Source organism: Weissella sp. ESL1177, assembly GCF_058107185.1.
Map to the genome: position 1 here is coordinate 707,632 of NZ_CM176591.1, position 14,728 is coordinate 722,359.

Below are 14,728 nucleotides of genomic sequence, written 5' to 3' on the forward strand. Positions count from 1 at the left end.
CCTCCTCGTTTCAAAAAATTCTTAAATCTATCTATCAGTTTCATATCACGCTCCTAAACCTTTAATTCAAGTAGTCGTGCATTGTCTAATACAAAATATTTGAACGCATCAACCGTGTGATCATCAACTTTGATAACTTTCGGGTCGTCAGTTTCAACTGTCTTTTCATCCCATCGATAATTACGATGTTGCTCAATGAATACTTGATTGGCCTGATTATCAAGATAATAAAAACGTCCACTCGCTAACAATGAGTAGACGCTATCAATCATAGTTGTGTTCTTCTTTTTTGCTACTGGATGCCAAGATATTTGCCAATCCTTGAAGTATTGATTTTTCAATGCAGCTTCTGCGCTATCAATCGTACGCTTAACAACTGGTAATCTTCCCCATGATTGTTTCGTTTGATTAGCAATAAAATCATGTATTTTAATTGATAAATCGCTAGGTGCTAATTTAATTGTTTGACCAGCTGGCGAGTAGTAATAAGTGTCTAATAAAATAGCTTTCTTTTTGGCTGTTACACCAATACATAAAGCTGTTGTGGCTGAATTAGCATGACCAGCATCAACTGTATAGGCTACTTGAGTAATTGGGTCATCATTGGGAATTACATCAAGTGGATGAAACATATCCATGTTGTAAACATTTGTCCCTAGCCCAATTGCTTCACCTAAATACAAATAACGATAATAGTCATAATCATTTTCTTTATAGCTATTAATCAATAACATGGTTTGCTTAGTTGTAAAGCCTAATTCATCATCTAAATAAGTTGAATGATCAATCAAATATTGCTCATCAGTCTTCTTGTTTTCAACCCACTCATTAATCCAATCATAAGGGTTTTTGGGTGGATTATATGAATAAAACACCTTTACATCATTGACATAAGGTGACTTGTTACGAATAAACGTTGGATTAGCTTGGTCAAAAACTTCTGCTGATTTTACGTTAGCTGCTTCTTCATACCACACACCAATTACATGTTGAACCTTATTTGATTTTAATTTTTGTGGATCATCAGCACCATAAAAATAAAACGCTGAGCCTGTCTTAATATGTTCAATCTTTAACGGTGACTTATAATTGCGATACTCGGAAGTTAATTTAAGCATATCAATTGCCCACAGCACCTGTTCATAAACTGAATCGCGTAAGTATGCCTGATTTTCACGAATACAAATGATATTTACCCGATGCTTTGCCTGCGTCTGTCTTTTCATAGCCAAGACCAACCACAGGCTAATAACAGACGATTTGAAAGAACCACGGCCACCTTTTGCAATAATATAGGGACATTTAGTATTCCATAGTCTACTGAAATGTGGGTTAACTAATTTAGATGTTTTAATCACTTGTTTTTGTGTCATCATTAACCCCCAAATCATCTACTAACAAAATGTTATCATCTAGATCTTCATATCCTTGTAACTGCGCAAGTTGTTGTTCATTAAGTTTTGCTTGTGAACGTTTCAATTGTTCCTCAGCAGGATTAGATTTATGCCAACTATCTGGTTTTCGATTTTTAAGCCATAAAGCAATTGCACCAACATCTGGTCCTATTTCCTTTGTCACCTCTTTGGTAATCACTAATTTGTTGTCTTCATCTTGGGATGTTTCATTTCCATCAATATCAAGGTAAACGACAAAGTTCATGTAATCGTTGATATGTTTAGCTCTTTCTGCATTATAGAAAGATTGTCCTTGAAACCAACTCAGCCAATTTTCATCTTGTTTACTCGAATTACATCTGCCACATGCTGGCACAATATTGAATAAATCCATTTGTCCACCTTTATCCAAAGCTTTTAAATGATCTTTAGTCAGCTTAACTTGTCTGCCACAATAAGCACACTGATTAGAAAAATAGCTTTGGCACATTCGCCATTGCTTATCTGTTAATTTTTGAGCACCATCATGTCGTCGCTTTTGACCAGTATCTGCGATACGTTCTTTCGTAGTTTCGATAATGGTATAACCTAAGGCTTTTTTTAATAAGGCATTTTCAACCTGACGATCAACAACTTCTTTTCCTTTTTTTAGGGCGTCAGAAATGTCGGGATACCGTTTTTTCCATTCATATAATGTAGGACGACTGATACCAATATTATTAGCAATTTGTTTGTCTGTTAGGCCATCACGGGCCCAACCCTCAAGTTTTATTAATCCTTCTAGTGATAACCATTCTAAGTATTTTCCTTTTGCCATTACATATCACCACCTCGTTTCTTCTTTTGCTCATCTAAACGTTTTTGTTTCTTAATTTCTCTGTCAATCGAACCAATAATGTGATTTTCTACTTGTCTGTACCATTCGTTTGCCATTTACTTTTTCATATCTTGTAATGTTTTAGTAACGGCTACAATTAATATCCACACAGGCACAAGCAGCACGTTTAATATCGTTGGCGCGAATACCAACCACCAACTCCAGTCAATTACGCTGAATAACTTGCAACCAACAAATATAATCGTTAATAAATTTAAGAACCCAGTCTTCATTTCAATCCCCTCCTTCAGTGCAAAATAAAAAGGCAACAATCTTTTGATTGCTACCTGAAATTACTTGTCTAACTTTCCGTGTTTATAACCAATAGAATACGCACTTATTGATAGCGAAACAATACCTATTAGTAGAGCAACTATCGAAAATATCATTTTTGCACCTCCAAAATAAAAAAGGCTACCCATTTTAATGGTTTATTAAACCGGGTATGTTGTTCTCCAAGCAAATTTTTCTTAATAAATTTTCCCATCATCTAATTTTTTAACTGTTGAATTTGATTTTCTAGTTTTTACTCAAGATGTACTCACTCATGCATAACCATATTTTATAAAGCAAACTTCTTCCATTTACGTATTTTACTTCGAAAATTTGTAAATGGTGCAACGCTATTAATGTGAATCCACTTATACAAAGGCCATTTTGCTTTTGTAGTCGCCCATTCGCGTTGTTCAGTTTCAAACAATTCTTTATCACTTAATGTTTCTATCCAATCGCACAATTCAATCACTTTTTTATCTAACTGTTGAATTTGTTCAACTAAAGTTTTTTCCTCATAACTTTCATAAAATGACAGATAAAGTTCACCTAAATTGTTCCACTTATAACCTTCTGCTGGTGTTTGAACTTCAACCCCTGCATTTTCTTTTTCTTCCCAGTCTAATAATAAAGATATCCATCCTAACTGATAGGATAAGTTTTCAGAGGGTGTTTTATCGGTTTCCTCAATTCTTTTATTTGCTAATTTTTCAGGAATGCCTTCAAATTCAGCGATATATTTTTCATAGCGTTGTTTAATTTCTATAATTAGCTCTTCTTTGCTTGAATAAGTTTTCATTATTTTCCCCCTATATGCCTTATGTATGCAAGCGGTTAGGATTTGCACCTAACAACGACTAGTGCAATTGCTTTACCTATTCCACCCACGCTTGCCCCATAGAATGATTTCATGATTTTCTAACGCCAAATTTGTAATTAAGAAACTGCACTGTACGTAAACTAATAAAACAACCATTCTACAATTATCTATTATCCCATATATTATGTATGTGAAACAGTTAACTTTCAAAAAATAGTTATAGGAGTTTTTATCAGTAGATATTCTTTACTCGTAACTTAACTAACTATTCCACAATACTATTATATGACATAGTACGTGTACTTTGTGTCCTCTTATTGGGTACTACATGTTACATTTTTACTTATACTCACGGTAATCATACGTGTCTGAAAATGCTTCTGCAAAACTCAAAAGGGCATCATTCAATAACTCATAACCGCGTTTTCTTGAATAACCCGTTATTGTTTCAATCTCTACCCAGCTCTGATTTTTAAAATAGCGCAACTCTAGAATGCATCTGTATAGGTTTGGCATTCCTTGGCAAGCTTTGATTACATCATCTACCCATTGTGTTGCTTGGGCATGAATAGAATATTTATCATCATTGACCTTACCGTTCATACTGCCAGTTGGCATCCCACTTATCACTGGCGACTTCACATCTGCAAAGCTAATGTGTGCTCTGTTTTGAATAATTGGCCAATCATGCTCAAAGAAATGGCGCACGTTATTAATTGTAGCTTTTTCATTTATTTCAAAATCACCTAGTAATCCTAATAACCCCATTAGGCCAACCTCCATTATGTTATATATTTAATTATATTATACCATTTATATCAATTAAAAAGTTTTCAAAAACATTAAAAAACCGCTATATATCAACACTCATTGATGTATAGCGGTTATTTTTATTTGAAATGATTTTTAATGCTTATGCTTAGATTTGATCAATATTAGGCTACTTGTCAATAATACTACGACAGCAGCTAATAAACTATAAATACCTTTATGTTCATTAACATTATCTGCCAGCTTAACAGCTGTTTTTGGTAAACTGACTGAAGCATCAGTCTTTGTTGGACCAACTCGTTTTCGACTTTCTGACAACGTTGGTTGGCTAGAATTTAGCTTAATATGATTTACATCATTAGTTCCTGTAGGAACCACAACATCTCCATTTGTTGTATCATGATGTGAACCACTATGCGGCTTACTTATTGGTGCATTATCTTCTGTCGAGCTACTACTTGATGATGATTCATTTGCCGTCACACCATTACCCGATGAACTACCTTTATTTGACGATGACTTACTTGGCTTATCTACGTCACTTGACGATGTATCATTGCTTGACGAACTGCTGTCGTCTGATGATGATGAATTGTTTGGTTTGTTAACATCACTAGACGATGCATCACTACTTGATGAACTACTACTATTAGATGAAGCAGTGCTTGATGAGATCACATTACTTGACGATGTATCATTGCTTGACGAACTGCTGCTGTCTGATGACGATGAATTGTTTGGTTTGTTAACATCACTAGACGATGCATCACTACTTGATGAACTACTACTATTAGATGAAGCGGTGCTTGATGAGATCACATTACTTGACGACGTATCATTACTTGACGAACTGCTGCTGTCTGATGACGATGAATTGTTTGGTTTGTTAACATCACTCGATGATGCATCATTACTTGATGTGCTACTACTATCAGATGAAGCGGTGCTTGATGAGATCACATTACTTGACGACGTATCATTACTTGACGAACTGCTGCTGTCTGATGACGATGAATTGTTTGGTTTGTTAACATCACTCGATGATGCATCATTACTTGATGTGCTACTACTATCAGATGAAGCCGTGCTTGATGAGATCATATCACTTGATGTACTACTACTGTCTGACGAAGACGTACTTGATGTACTCGACGAACTCACATCACTTGATGCACTACTATCTGCTGAACCAGGAGTATTATTAATTTTTTTCTGCCAGATATACGTTCCGGGCTCATTAAAGTCACTTAACAATTTATCTGATGTATACGTTGCACCATCGACCACTGTATTCCCCATCACATTTTTTGCATACACCCATTTTCCTGTATACTTATCATTATTCGGTACATCAGGCAATAAGGGAAAATCGTCTACTAAATTAAGCCTACATTTAGAACCTAAGATTAACTTTTTTACCGAGCTTTTATAAAATATAAAATTATAGCTATTAACACCTGACATATCCCAACCACTAATATTTAAACTTTGCAAATTACTTGTAAATTCAAACATGCAATACGTACTTGTGACATTTGAAGTATCCCAATTACTAGCATCTAAATTTTCAATTCCAGAATTAGCAAACATTCTCAACATATCTGTAACATTTGAAGTATCCCAGCCACTGACATCTAAATGTCTTAAATTACTGGTACCGTAAAACATATCCACCATATTTGTAATATTTGAAACATCCCAATTACTAGTATTTAAATCTTCAATCCCAGAATCATCAAACATTCTCTGTGTACTTGTCAAACTTTCTAATTTCCAACCACTTACATCTAGGATTTTTAAGTTGCTCGTACCCATAAACATATCTAATGCATCTGTAACATGTGACATATCCCAATTGCTAGCATCTAAATGCGTTAATTTAGTATTATATTGAAATAACCTAAGCATCTCTGTAACCCCTGATGTGTCTATTTTGTTACTACCATCTATATCTTCTAAGTCAGGAAAATAAGTAAATAAATATGAAGAATTTTTAGGCAATTTTACAGTGTTGATAATTTTTATATGTTTTACGGAACCATTTACCGATATTGGCGGATTTCCCCACATACCATTTATTAATTTGCCACCTTCTAAAGTCAAAGTTCCCGTACTAGGATCATATCGAAAGGGACAAGTACCCCACATACCTGTTTGAACATCTGCAACATTTAATTGCGTACCTATTTCATTTTGTGGTGTTTCATCTGCATACGTAGTATTCGAATCTACCAGATTACATACCATTAATGTTGCTACAACTGTCAATACACTCATTACCAAATTTTTCCGCATATGATCTCCTAAATAATATTTAAAGTTTCTTCACACAATAAGCACATTATCGTATAATCATTTGATTATTTCATTACTAAAAGCCCTTATTATTATCAAATAAGTACACTAAAACCAAATTATTTATTTTTAGTGTATTTTAGAGACATAAGTCTCATACAATTAAATATTATCAGCGGTATTGATGAATTCTAATTTCTGCCTAATCATTTTAAATTTAAATAACTATTTTTTATCCTCCCTCTTACGCTTCTTGTATGACCAACAAATCAAAATAAACTGATCCATCTTCTGAATACATATTTTCTTTGTTGATGAAAATATTAGCTGGCGTATACATTAACAAATAATCTTCAATGTATTCACCCAAATTAGGACTTACAACATCAATCAGAGGATGATCACTATAACTAGCAAAACCCTTCCAATTGTAAGGAATTGACATTTGATATGGTACGTTAAATTCCTTAACGTCATTGATAATCATATCTAGTAACAGCACATCTAATTTTTGTTCCAACTTAGTATCAAACAACTTGTTATTGCTCTTAACGACATTATTTACTTGTAATTTGTTCAATATTAATTCACCACCTTAATTAATTCTGGGTGCAACCATGCGTTCATAAAGCCTTTTTCAAGTTCTATTTCATGTTCGGGGGGCGTTTTAAAAGCTTCAAATTCACTTAATTCGTCTCTCCCACGATTGAATATAAACGTTGCAAAATAGACGTCTTGCTTTTTAGACTCAATAAATTGTTCAAATTGCTTTCGTGTCATTTTGACAATTGGTGCATATGTTACACGTAAATCATCTAAAATTTCATCTACATCAGCAACCGGTATAGTTAATTCTTTAAAATCTGTACGACTTACTAAGCTTTCACCCGCTTCATCAAATGTCATTACTACTCACCACTTTCCATAAATTCATCAACGATTTGTTCAGCTGTCATATCACGGCGCATTGCATTTTTAGAATTTGCAAACTTAACCAAAATCTCACGCACTTGTTCGTTCCTATAAAGTTCAACACCATGGGGTATATAAGCGTACGTTCTTGAATGTTCAACTAATTCACGCATATCACATTCTGGTTCAATTCCTGCTATTGCCATTACTATTCCTCCTTAATCATTGCCTGACAAAAGTAATGAGCGTTATTCTCATGTAAAATAAAAGTTTTTCCACGTAATGAGTATCCATCTTTTATATATTCATTAACTTTATCTGAAAACTAACTATAAAATTCACAAACTAATACATATTTCATGCTTCAACCTTAACAGCTTCTTGATGCTTCAATGTTTTGATTCTTCTCCATCTAGGTTTACGAATAATCTTAGTTGTTCCGCCTATTGCTTTTATTTTTTTCCAAAACAAACGATTATTCATTGACACTAACTTATTAATTCTTCGACGTTGTTTTTCATTAACTTCGGAGTTGCCTTTTTCAACACGATCCATTATTATCATGCCTACAAATCCTTTTTGAATTAAGCTCCATTGTTTTAAATTAATTTCTCGTTTCATTCTTTCACCTCAATCGGTTCTTGATGTGAGTTGCACCATTCTTGTGCTTCTTCTTGGGTATCAAAACGCGTGGCTGTATCTTTGTAGTAGCTATTATTAGCAATAAGATTTTCAAAAATATGTGCGTACCCATAAGCACCATTACTATCAGTCTCTTTACTTCTCACAACCCACTTCTTAGGCTTCTCAACTTCGAACACATCTTCGCCGCTCACCCAACGAATGATTGCGATTAGGCGGTTGTTGCATTCAAAATTGTTTATTTCTGGATGGTTCCACCAACGTTTAATATCATCTGGTAGCATTGATATATCACACGAGCCAACAAAATATGTCTCAGCATTTCCTCGTTTTTTCCACTCCTCCAACTCTTCCATAAACTCCTGCGACACCACATATTTATCACTCATCTTTTCTTCCTTTCGTCCGTCAAATGCGATTTCGTAATTGTTTTGTACTGCATCATCTATTGAAAGCCAACCAATAAATCTATCGCTTGTTATTGCATAAAGGAACGTTACACATGCTTTTTCACTATGGATAAAACTTGTTGCCTTACTTTTATCGTTCCACGTATACCCTTGTTCCTCCAACTCACGTAACACTTCACACTCTTGTTGCTCATTCGCAACGATATATGCTTTATCTGTCATCACCACATATCTCCTAATTTTCTAATCATGAGTATTAGCAATACACCAAGTATCATGCATAAAATTATTAATAAGCCAATCACTGTTGTTGTCATATGCCCACCCGATTAATTACAAATATCAGAAAGATAGCTGTTACGAGTAGTAGCACGGATACGATACACAGCGTAACCATTGTGAACGTCAAATCTTCACTGATACGATCCAGCTCTTTATCATGACTATTGATCAGCTCATCTTCATAAGTTTGTATCTTAGCTAATGACTGGAGATCATGTTGTACCTTGTCATTAATATCATCTTGCCCTGATTTTAATTTCACCATTTGAGCAAAATGCTCATCTACACTGCTAATAACGTTCATATCATTCATGATTGCTGTTTCATCGATATCTTTGTTTTGTCCCATTAGCCCACCACCTTAATTATTGTTTCGCAAATGACGCCAACAATTGTTACTAGTACTATGAGAAGCATTGCTAATTTTACTGGTGCAATATTTTTCATTAGTTTGGTACTCCTATCTTTGCCACCAGCTCGGTATTTTCATGAACATTGCCAATGATCTTCAAGCTATAGATATCTGAATGAGATAAGAAAGGCAGAAAATCGTCTCGAATATTTTCGTGTTTAAAGCAGAAACGTGCTTCTGAAAATATAATTTCATCAAACCCAATGCTTCTTCTCGTACCTGTTCGTAAAATTTTGACAATATCACCTTCGTAAATGTTGGTGTCATTCATATCCTTTAAGCCAGTCCACTGTTCAACAACACATTTTTGATCGTATGGTACATCATCAAAGTGTTCGTAATCATCACTTTCAATCAAGTTTCCCGTCTCTTCCAAGGCATACTCACCACCATAGTTACTACTGAAATAGCAGTGATACATTTCATTCCAAACTCTAAACTTAACCATTTTCATCACTCCAATCTATTTCAACCCTTGGGTTGTCCTTATCCACACCTTTAAAATCGTCATATGTCGCCACTACGAAGTTTAAATTATCGTTTGGCATAAATACCTGTCCACGGACTGAACTTGTCTGAAACGCGTCAAAAATGAACTTGTGTGTGAACGTCCAGTTGTCCAAGTCTGTTCTACGGTCTGGAAAATACCAATCAAATTTGAATTTAGTGTGTTTTTCAATTGGTTTCAATCCGTCAACCATTGCTTGAGCAACTAATGGCATAATCCTTGTTTGAATGCGGTGTTTGTTTTGATTAGCAATAAAGCGACCTGCTCGCTGACCATGGATCATAATCCAATTGTTTAAGGTCATTTTAACTAACTGCATTTTGCCTTTTTCTTTCACTGGCAAAATAAATACTGTTAGTGGAATTATTAGCTTTGCCATTAAAACCTCCTGACTACCTGATGACCAGTTGCTGTTAACCCAGTCTTTGCTTTATTGGCCAAACGTTCCGAACGTGTTCGCCTTAGATTTACAAATATGTCATGAGTGCCTTTTGCCATTGCCTCAACACTTTCATAGCCAAGTTCTTTAGCCAAACGCTCATTTTTCTTTTGAATATCATCTTTTGTGGGTTTAACCATTTTGGTTTCTTGTTTAAAAGGTTGACCATAACGCCTCTTAGACTGCATCTTTTGTGATTCTTCTACATATCGACCAACCTCTGCAGCCGTTTTTAAATTATTGGCAACCCAACTTTCAATTTTATTTTTTACATATGCACTTGTATGCCCACCTTCAGATTTAGTCGCCCGAATAGCCAGAATTAATATTTTTCTTGCTTCTAGCTCATTTTTTGTAGCTAAATTCAGAGTAGACAAATATTTGTTAATATCTCCAATAAAATATTTATTTTTTGGAAGCTCTGCAGCCGTCCATTCTTTTAATATTTGTGGATTCACTTTTTCTTTATTTACCACGGTCCACCTCTATAAAATCTGCTGGTACGATAATCAGCAAATGATTGGGATTTTCTAAACATTTTTAATTTCTGTCTGTTCTGTAATTGTATTTATTTCTCTATATACTGTGATAGCGGATGCACGGCGGACCAGACTTAGTATTATTAATAATTAGTATTGTTAAATAATTAGTATTGTTAGGGTGTCCTTTTACTACATGTAGTAAATGCGACACCTGGGTAATGCTGCTAGATCAATGATTACCAGGTGTCTCTTTTGCGACATGTGGTAAATCATAGATAATTCGTTCCCATTCAACAATTTGACCAAGATTGTTCCTAATAGGTTTTCGTTTAACATAACCTGCATTTTCAAGCTCTGCTAAATTATTCATTACCCATCTCTCGTTATGTCCTAAATCGTTAGCAATCTTTCTGTTGCGAAATATCCAACCATCCGCCATTGAAAGCATATACATCAGTAATCTATAAGCGCTGTTTGTTAAATTCTTATCCTGAAGGGTTTCATTTGGAATTTGGGCAAAATTACTTTTGCGATTAGCTCTCTTGATTGGCATAATATCGCTCCAATTCTAAATTATGGTTGTTCTTCTTTAATAAATTCACCAAGTGGGATTAACAACTTAATCACGTCATTACCGTCATATAGTGCTGTACGGTCTATGCCATCAATAATGCTTTTAATCGTATCTTTTAATTTGTCATCCTGACGTTGCTTAATATCTTCTTTAGCTGTTTTTTTACGATTTTCAAACTCACGAATGCGAACATCATCAACAATTTTCTTTTCCAGCTTTTTAGCAGGATTATTTGTTTGCGTCCAATACTCTTCATTGGCATACTCATTGGGTGCTTGATAGGTTTCTAAATGATAGTTACCTGAAATTTCATCAATCATTGGTTGAATACGGGCTAAACGTTCACCCTTAATTGAAGCAACATAAGGTTTAATCTCATCATCAAAATCTTGCAATAAATCGTTGGTTAGTTCTTCAATTAATGCAAATTCAGGATTATTAGCTCTAAACTCAGCCTCTTTTTCTTCTTGATATTGTTTATGCAATTTTTTAATAAATGGTTTAACCTTTGCAACAACCGCCCGTTGCTTTTTAGCTTGCGCCAATTCAGTATTAGTTGAAACGTCAAAAGCTTTGATTTCCTGAAGCTGCGCTAAGAATTCTTTTGCACCAAATAATTCATCGCCTTTAATTTCGACTAAATCAGTATCTACTTTTTTCATCTTGTCCCCCCTAGTAACCCAAACCTTTTAGAAAATCATCAGCGGCATTATCTTCAAAATCAACTGCTGCCGATTGTTCCGCTTTTTTAACTGCTGGTGCTTGCTTAGGTTGGTCTGGTTCTGACTGTGATTCTTCGACAGCTTCTTCTGGAACATTAATAGTTGGTGTGACATTATTACTATCTTCAGTTACCACTTGCTCATCAGGAGTTATATCCCGTCTATCGACATGATCATCTTCTGCAATTGCTTCAGCAACTTGTTGTGACTTAGGTGCGAACTTCAGTAAATCTTTAATCACGGTTTTAATTGCCATGGCATCGAAATTAGTTCCCCAAGCACTTTTAGGTCTGATTTCTTTGTTATATGAGTCCCAAGACTGCGAGAACTTCTCAACATGCTTCAATACTTTCTTCTTACTCCAGTAGTTTTCAATGCGATTACCATCAAGATAGTAATAAGCTAAATATCCAACTACCTCACTTTCTTCATCAACATCAGGATCATATTCTGGGTTACCAATCGATAATTCACCGTAGATGCGGTTATATTTAGGCTTGTTAGCTTCATAAATTTCAACACCAGCAACTTTACCAACACGTCCAGTGTTTTGTACGAGTTTAATTAAGCCACGATAACCAAGCTGTAAATTAGCGTCAACATCTACCGTTGACCATTTACCGTTCACTTTGCGCTTTTTCTCATAAGGAATCACATAGGCTTCACCTAAATCAGGTAAGAGACTCAAATCCAATGCAGCGGCTTTTAAGGCTGCTGTCACAATTTTATTAGTACCTGCTTTGGCCAATAATTCATTATCGTTAAGTAATGTTGATAAACCGGCTACAAATGATGGCCCTTGTTTATCCAAGATCTGATTAAATTTTTCTTGTACTTTTGGCTTATTTAACTGTTTTTGTACTGCTTGTATTTCATTCATTTTTATTCCTCCGTATTAACCTCGATGCTGTTATCAATCACGAGTCGCCCAAATTCGTGCGGTTTTATATATTTTCCCGGTTCAATTTCCCTAACATCCAGTTCACCTCGTTCGATTTCTTCACCATATATTGTGTATCCCCAAGGTAAATCATCATTTGGTGGATCTATTAAATCATTTGGCATATCATGCCTCCTTGTGTTAATGTAGAAGGGTAATTTTGATTGCAACTCTAATTACCCAACGTCTGACCATTGAAATGGTTAGGCGTTTTTGCATTAATTCCATGCTCTACTTCCGCTCTCATATGTAATATTTGTGTCATCATATCAGGAGCAAATAAGTAATTATTAAACACATGATCACGTTCATTATTTAGTGCAATTGCTAATTCAATCGTTATCATTAATCATTACCTTGCTTTTCTAGTTGATTGATTATTTTTGCTGAGAACGCCAAGTTTTTGTCACACGATGTGCTGCCTCTGGTTCGTCAAATATCATCATGACTAACCATTTAGTCAATCGACCAATGTAACGAATGATTGAACCACCGTAATAAATTAGTGTCATGATGATCATTGTTAAAACAACGGCTGGTGGAATTGCTGCTAACAATAACTTCCAAAAAAATAATAATTCATCCATTTCTTATATTTCCTCTCAAATAACTCGTCCAGTGACTTTACGACTTTCAATTAGCTCATCCAATTCCTTTGGGTCATACTTGGGACGACCACTAATCAGAATTTTATGAATTGCCCCTTCTTTTACTAGGCTATTCATATACTGGCTACGTGCTGATTGTGTTACATGTTTGTTGCCAGTTAACTTGATATAAGCCTGTTCCACACTTAATAACTCACTTTGGTTATCTTTATCGACCTTTCGAAGCAAGTAATCAATTAGTTCATCTTGCTTACGAGAGTGTTCTTTAATCTCCTCAATCTGCTCTTCTATGAAAACCATCCCTATACCTCCAATGCCGTTTGTGATTTACCAAGAAACTTATTGATGAAATATTGTTGTCCCTTACCTGTTACCTTTGGCGTTTTAGTAGTTACGTTTACACCATTGGAATTAATGTGGTTGTGTTCCTTAATCTCGAACAAGCCAAGTTCCATACTCTTTTGTGTAGGCATATTACGATCTGTTCCAAGTCTCTTGACCAAGTAACCTTTCTCGCGAAGATAATTAAACAAACGATTTTGCCCAATATCTATGCCGTTTTGTTTCAACAGCTTTGCCAATTCACCGATGAGAATTGACGATTGACTGGCAGATACTGCATCAGCAAACAATGCTTTAGGTTTCATTTCTGCAATAATCTCGTCCTTGTGGTTTAGCAACATTTGAGCTGACTTCATTCCCATTGCCATTTGGTAACGTGGATCGTTTAGCAATGCTTGATGTTCCTTTTCGACTTGAATGAAGTAATCTCGAATTTGATTACCTTTTTCTGTCTTGGTCATCATCGCAATGTGTTTTGCCATGTCAACCATTAGTTTGTAGTCTTGGACAACTTGTACCTTATCTGAGCCTTTTCTATAGGGTGTAGGTAAACCTACGCCCTCAAAATCAATTCCCTCAACATACATATCTTTATATCGAGCAAACCAAAGACTAAATCTTTCTTTAATACCTAAACCCTTATATAATTCACGAGCACTAACTAGTTGCTCACCCTGTTCATTTTCATGAACTTTGATTAATTCATTATTCATTGTTATTTCCTACTTTTCTTAATTGATATACTTTCGCTTCTAGTAACCGACAATTACTTGGAGCGTTTTTTTACGCATATCTTCAGCACCATTTAAAAACGGTGCTATAAATTCGATTCTCTCCAACGAGTGCATTTCTGGCACATTACTAGGGAATTCAATGCCGTCAACTTTTAGTACTACATAGTTCCCAGCCTTTGAAATAATTTCAACATCGTGTTTACTTAGATCAATTGAAATTTCTTCATATTTGTTTTCCATGTATAGCCTTCTTCCTTTATTGATATAATTTAATTTGTGAGCGTCGCAATC

Annotated in this window: 24 protein-coding genes; all 24 read right to left on the reverse strand. The window is 35.0% G+C overall.

The features are described 5' to 3' along the window. Nucleotides 1-53: 53 nt before the first annotated feature. The 24 genes from AC3B5D_RS03385 to AC3B5D_RS03500 all read right to left on the reverse strand — a co-directional run bounded on the left by AC3B5D_RS03385 (nucleotide 54) and on the right by AC3B5D_RS03500 (nucleotide 14,677). On the reverse strand, nucleotides 54-1,373 hold the full coding sequence (locus AC3B5D_RS03385; RefSeq protein WP_489839503.1) for a PBSX family phage terminase large subunit: 1,320 nt from the start codon (nucleotides 1,371-1,373) through the stop codon (nucleotides 54-56). After that, entirely contained in the window at nucleotides 1,351-2,211 is an 861-nt protein-coding gene (locus AC3B5D_RS03390) for an HNH endonuclease (RefSeq protein ID WP_489839502.1), read from the reverse strand. The genes AC3B5D_RS03385 and AC3B5D_RS03390 overlap by 23 nt, the downstream gene beginning before the upstream one ends. A 116-nt stretch (nucleotides 2,212-2,327) precedes the next feature. Further along, nucleotides 2,328-2,504, reverse strand: a complete 177-nt coding sequence (locus tag AC3B5D_RS03395) for a hypothetical protein (protein ID WP_489839501.1) — start codon at nucleotides 2,502-2,504, stop codon at nucleotides 2,328-2,330. 329 nt (nucleotides 2,505-2,833) lie between these two features. Next, nucleotides 2,834-3,343, reverse strand: coding sequence for a ClbS/DfsB family four-helix bundle protein (locus AC3B5D_RS03400; RefSeq protein WP_489839500.1), 510 nt, complete (start codon nucleotides 3,341-3,343; stop codon nucleotides 2,834-2,836). Between the two features lie 360 nt (nucleotides 3,344-3,703). Next, the gene (locus tag AC3B5D_RS03405) at nucleotides 3,704-4,132 is read right to left on the reverse strand and encodes an ArpU family phage packaging/lysis transcriptional regulator (protein ID WP_489839499.1); all 429 of its coding nucleotides are present in this window, start codon (nucleotides 4,130-4,132) and stop codon (nucleotides 3,704-3,706) included. Nucleotides 4,133-4,270: 138 nt separating this feature from the next. Next, on the reverse strand, nucleotides 4,271-6,430 hold the full coding sequence (locus AC3B5D_RS03410) for a BspA family leucine-rich repeat surface protein (protein ID WP_489839498.1): 2,160 nt from the start codon (nucleotides 6,428-6,430) through the stop codon (nucleotides 4,271-4,273). A 244-nt stretch (nucleotides 6,431-6,674) separates the two neighbouring features. After that, nucleotides 6,675-7,010 (reverse strand): hypothetical protein, encoded by a 336-nt coding sequence (locus AC3B5D_RS03415; RefSeq protein ID WP_489839497.1) that lies wholly within the window; start codon nucleotides 7,008-7,010, stop codon nucleotides 6,675-6,677. A 2-nt stretch (nucleotides 7,011-7,012) separates the two neighbouring features. Next, entirely contained in the window at nucleotides 7,013-7,336 is a 324-nt protein-coding gene (locus AC3B5D_RS03420) for a hypothetical protein (protein ID WP_489839496.1), read from the reverse strand. 2 nt (nucleotides 7,337-7,338) lie between these two features. Continuing rightward, nucleotides 7,339-7,548, reverse strand: coding sequence for a hypothetical protein (locus AC3B5D_RS03425; protein ID WP_489839495.1), 210 nt, complete (start codon nucleotides 7,546-7,548; stop codon nucleotides 7,339-7,341). A gap of 151 nt (nucleotides 7,549-7,699) precedes the next feature. After that, nucleotides 7,700-7,963 carry a hypothetical protein gene (locus AC3B5D_RS03430; protein ID WP_489839494.1) on the reverse strand — a complete coding sequence of 88 codons (264 nt, stop codon included), beginning with the start codon at nucleotides 7,961-7,963 and terminating at the stop codon, nucleotides 7,700-7,702. Beyond that, nucleotides 7,960-8,616 carry a hypothetical protein gene (locus AC3B5D_RS03435; RefSeq protein WP_489839493.1) on the reverse strand — a complete coding sequence of 219 codons (657 nt, stop codon included), beginning with the start codon at nucleotides 8,614-8,616 and terminating at the stop codon, nucleotides 7,960-7,962. Before AC3B5D_RS03435 ends, AC3B5D_RS03430 begins: the two co-directional genes overlap by 4 nt. Before the next feature lie 91 nt (nucleotides 8,617-8,707). Continuing rightward, entirely contained in the window at nucleotides 8,708-9,025 is a 318-nt protein-coding gene (locus AC3B5D_RS03440; RefSeq protein ID WP_489839492.1) for a hypothetical protein, read from the reverse strand. A 97-nt stretch (nucleotides 9,026-9,122) separates the two neighbouring features. Next, entirely contained in the window at nucleotides 9,123-9,536 is a 414-nt protein-coding gene (locus tag AC3B5D_RS03445; protein WP_489839491.1) for a YopX family protein, read from the reverse strand. Next, nucleotides 9,529-9,975 (reverse strand): dTDP-glucose pyrophosphorylase, encoded by a 447-nt coding sequence (locus AC3B5D_RS03450; protein WP_489839490.1) that lies wholly within the window; start codon nucleotides 9,973-9,975, stop codon nucleotides 9,529-9,531. The genes AC3B5D_RS03445 and AC3B5D_RS03450 overlap by 8 nt, the downstream gene beginning before the upstream one ends. After that, on the reverse strand, nucleotides 9,975-10,511 hold the full coding sequence (locus tag AC3B5D_RS03455) for a hypothetical protein (RefSeq protein ID WP_489839489.1): 537 nt from the start codon (nucleotides 10,509-10,511) through the stop codon (nucleotides 9,975-9,977). The genes AC3B5D_RS03450 and AC3B5D_RS03455 overlap by 1 nt, the downstream gene beginning before the upstream one ends. 235 nt (nucleotides 10,512-10,746) lie before the next feature. Continuing rightward, complete coding sequence (locus tag AC3B5D_RS03460) at nucleotides 10,747-11,070, reverse strand: helix-turn-helix domain-containing protein (protein ID WP_489839488.1); 324 nt, start codon at nucleotides 11,068-11,070, stop codon at nucleotides 10,747-10,749. Between the two features lie 20 nt (nucleotides 11,071-11,090). Continuing rightward, nucleotides 11,091-11,753, reverse strand: coding sequence for a hypothetical protein (locus tag AC3B5D_RS03465; RefSeq protein ID WP_489839487.1), 663 nt, complete (start codon nucleotides 11,751-11,753; stop codon nucleotides 11,091-11,093). Between the two features lie 10 nt (nucleotides 11,754-11,763). Next, the gene (locus AC3B5D_RS03470) at nucleotides 11,764-12,693 is read right to left on the reverse strand and encodes a recombinase RecT (RefSeq protein WP_489839486.1); all 930 of its coding nucleotides are present in this window, start codon (nucleotides 12,691-12,693) and stop codon (nucleotides 11,764-11,766) included. Between the two features lie 2 nt (nucleotides 12,694-12,695). Next, nucleotides 12,696-12,878, reverse strand: a complete 183-nt coding sequence (locus AC3B5D_RS03475; protein WP_489839485.1) for a hypothetical protein — start codon at nucleotides 12,876-12,878, stop codon at nucleotides 12,696-12,698. A 47-nt stretch (nucleotides 12,879-12,925) separates the two neighbouring features. Further along, the gene (locus AC3B5D_RS03480) at nucleotides 12,926-13,099 is read right to left on the reverse strand and encodes a hypothetical protein (RefSeq protein WP_489839484.1); all 174 of its coding nucleotides are present in this window, start codon (nucleotides 13,097-13,099) and stop codon (nucleotides 12,926-12,928) included. Nucleotides 13,100-13,130: 31 nt separating this feature from the next. Continuing rightward, a complete protein-coding gene (locus AC3B5D_RS03485) occupies nucleotides 13,131-13,340 on the reverse strand; it encodes a hypothetical protein (RefSeq protein ID WP_489839483.1) in 210 nt (69 codons plus the stop codon). A gap of 15 nt (nucleotides 13,341-13,355) precedes the next feature. Next, nucleotides 13,356-13,661, reverse strand: coding sequence for a hypothetical protein (locus tag AC3B5D_RS03490; RefSeq protein ID WP_489839482.1), 306 nt, complete (start codon nucleotides 13,659-13,661; stop codon nucleotides 13,356-13,358). Nucleotides 13,662-13,663: 2 nt separating this feature from the next. Beyond that, complete coding sequence (locus tag AC3B5D_RS03495; RefSeq protein ID WP_489839481.1) at nucleotides 13,664-14,416, reverse strand: phage antirepressor KilAC domain-containing protein; 753 nt, start codon at nucleotides 14,414-14,416, stop codon at nucleotides 13,664-13,666. Between the two features lie 39 nt (nucleotides 14,417-14,455). Next, the gene (locus tag AC3B5D_RS03500; RefSeq protein ID WP_489839480.1) at nucleotides 14,456-14,677 is read right to left on the reverse strand and encodes a hypothetical protein; all 222 of its coding nucleotides are present in this window, start codon (nucleotides 14,675-14,677) and stop codon (nucleotides 14,456-14,458) included. Nucleotides 14,678-14,728 lie beyond the last annotated feature (51 nt).

Coding starts and splice junctions, on each gene's coding strand:
- AC3B5D_RS03495 (WP_489839481.1), bottom strand. CDS start 14,416: ATGAATAATGAATTAATCAAAGTTCATGAAAATGAACAGGGTGAGCAA.
- AC3B5D_RS03480 (WP_489839484.1), bottom strand. CDS start 13,099: ATGATAACGATTGAATTAGCAATTGCACTAAATAATGAACGTGATCAT.
- AC3B5D_RS03490 (WP_489839482.1), bottom strand. CDS start 13,661: ATGGTTTTCATAGAAGAGCAGATTGAGGAGATTAAAGAACACTCTCGT.
- AC3B5D_RS03450 (WP_489839490.1), bottom strand. CDS start 9,975: ATGGCAAAGCTAATAATTCCACTAACAGTATTTATTTTGCCAGTGAAA.
- AC3B5D_RS03435 (WP_489839493.1), bottom strand. CDS start 8,616: ATGACAGATAAAGCATATATCGTTGCGAATGAGCAACAAGAGTGTGAA.
- AC3B5D_RS03390 (WP_489839502.1), bottom strand. CDS start 2,211: ATGGCAAAAGGAAAATACTTAGAATGGTTATCACTAGAAGGATTAATA.
- AC3B5D_RS03395 (WP_489839501.1), bottom strand. CDS start 2,504: ATGAAGACTGGGTTCTTAAATTTATTAACGATTATATTTGTTGGTTGC.
- AC3B5D_RS03385 (WP_489839503.1), bottom strand. CDS start 1,373: ATGACACAAAAACAAGTGATTAAAACATCTAAATTAGTTAACCCACAT.
- AC3B5D_RS03405 (WP_489839499.1), bottom strand. CDS start 4,132: ATGGGGTTATTAGGATTACTAGGTGATTTTGAAATAAATGAAAAAGCT.
- AC3B5D_RS03420 (WP_489839496.1), bottom strand. CDS start 7,336: ATGACATTTGATGAAGCGGGTGAAAGCTTAGTAAGTCGTACAGATTTT.
- AC3B5D_RS03410 (WP_489839498.1), bottom strand. CDS start 6,430: ATGCGGAAAAATTTGGTAATGAGTGTATTGACAGTTGTAGCAACATTA.
- AC3B5D_RS03460 (WP_489839488.1), bottom strand. CDS start 11,070: ATGCCAATCAAGAGAGCTAATCGCAAAAGTAATTTTGCCCAAATTCCA.
- AC3B5D_RS03445 (WP_489839491.1), bottom strand. CDS start 9,536: ATGGTTAAGTTTAGAGTTTGGAATGAAATGTATCACTGCTATTTCAGT.
- AC3B5D_RS03440 (WP_489839492.1), bottom strand. CDS start 9,025: ATGGGACAAAACAAAGATATCGATGAAACAGCAATCATGAATGATATG.
- AC3B5D_RS03500 (WP_489839480.1), bottom strand. CDS start 14,677: ATGGAAAACAAATATGAAGAAATTTCAATTGATCTAAGTAAACACGAT.
- AC3B5D_RS03425 (WP_489839495.1), bottom strand. CDS start 7,548: ATGGCAATAGCAGGAATTGAACCAGAATGTGATATGCGTGAATTAGTT.
- AC3B5D_RS03400 (WP_489839500.1), bottom strand. CDS start 3,343: ATGAAAACTTATTCAAGCAAAGAAGAGCTAATTATAGAAATTAAACAA.
- AC3B5D_RS03465 (WP_489839487.1), bottom strand. CDS start 11,753: ATGAAAAAAGTAGATACTGATTTAGTCGAAATTAAAGGCGATGAATTA.
- AC3B5D_RS03485 (WP_489839483.1), bottom strand. CDS start 13,340: ATGGATGAATTATTATTTTTTTGGAAGTTATTGTTAGCAGCAATTCCA.
- AC3B5D_RS03475 (WP_489839485.1), bottom strand. CDS start 12,878: ATGCCAAATGATTTAATAGATCCACCAAATGATGATTTACCTTGGGGA.
- AC3B5D_RS03470 (WP_489839486.1), bottom strand. CDS start 12,693: ATGAATGAAATACAAGCAGTACAAAAACAGTTAAATAAGCCAAAAGTA.
- AC3B5D_RS03430 (WP_489839494.1), bottom strand. CDS start 7,963: ATGAAACGAGAAATTAATTTAAAACAATGGAGCTTAATTCAAAAAGGA.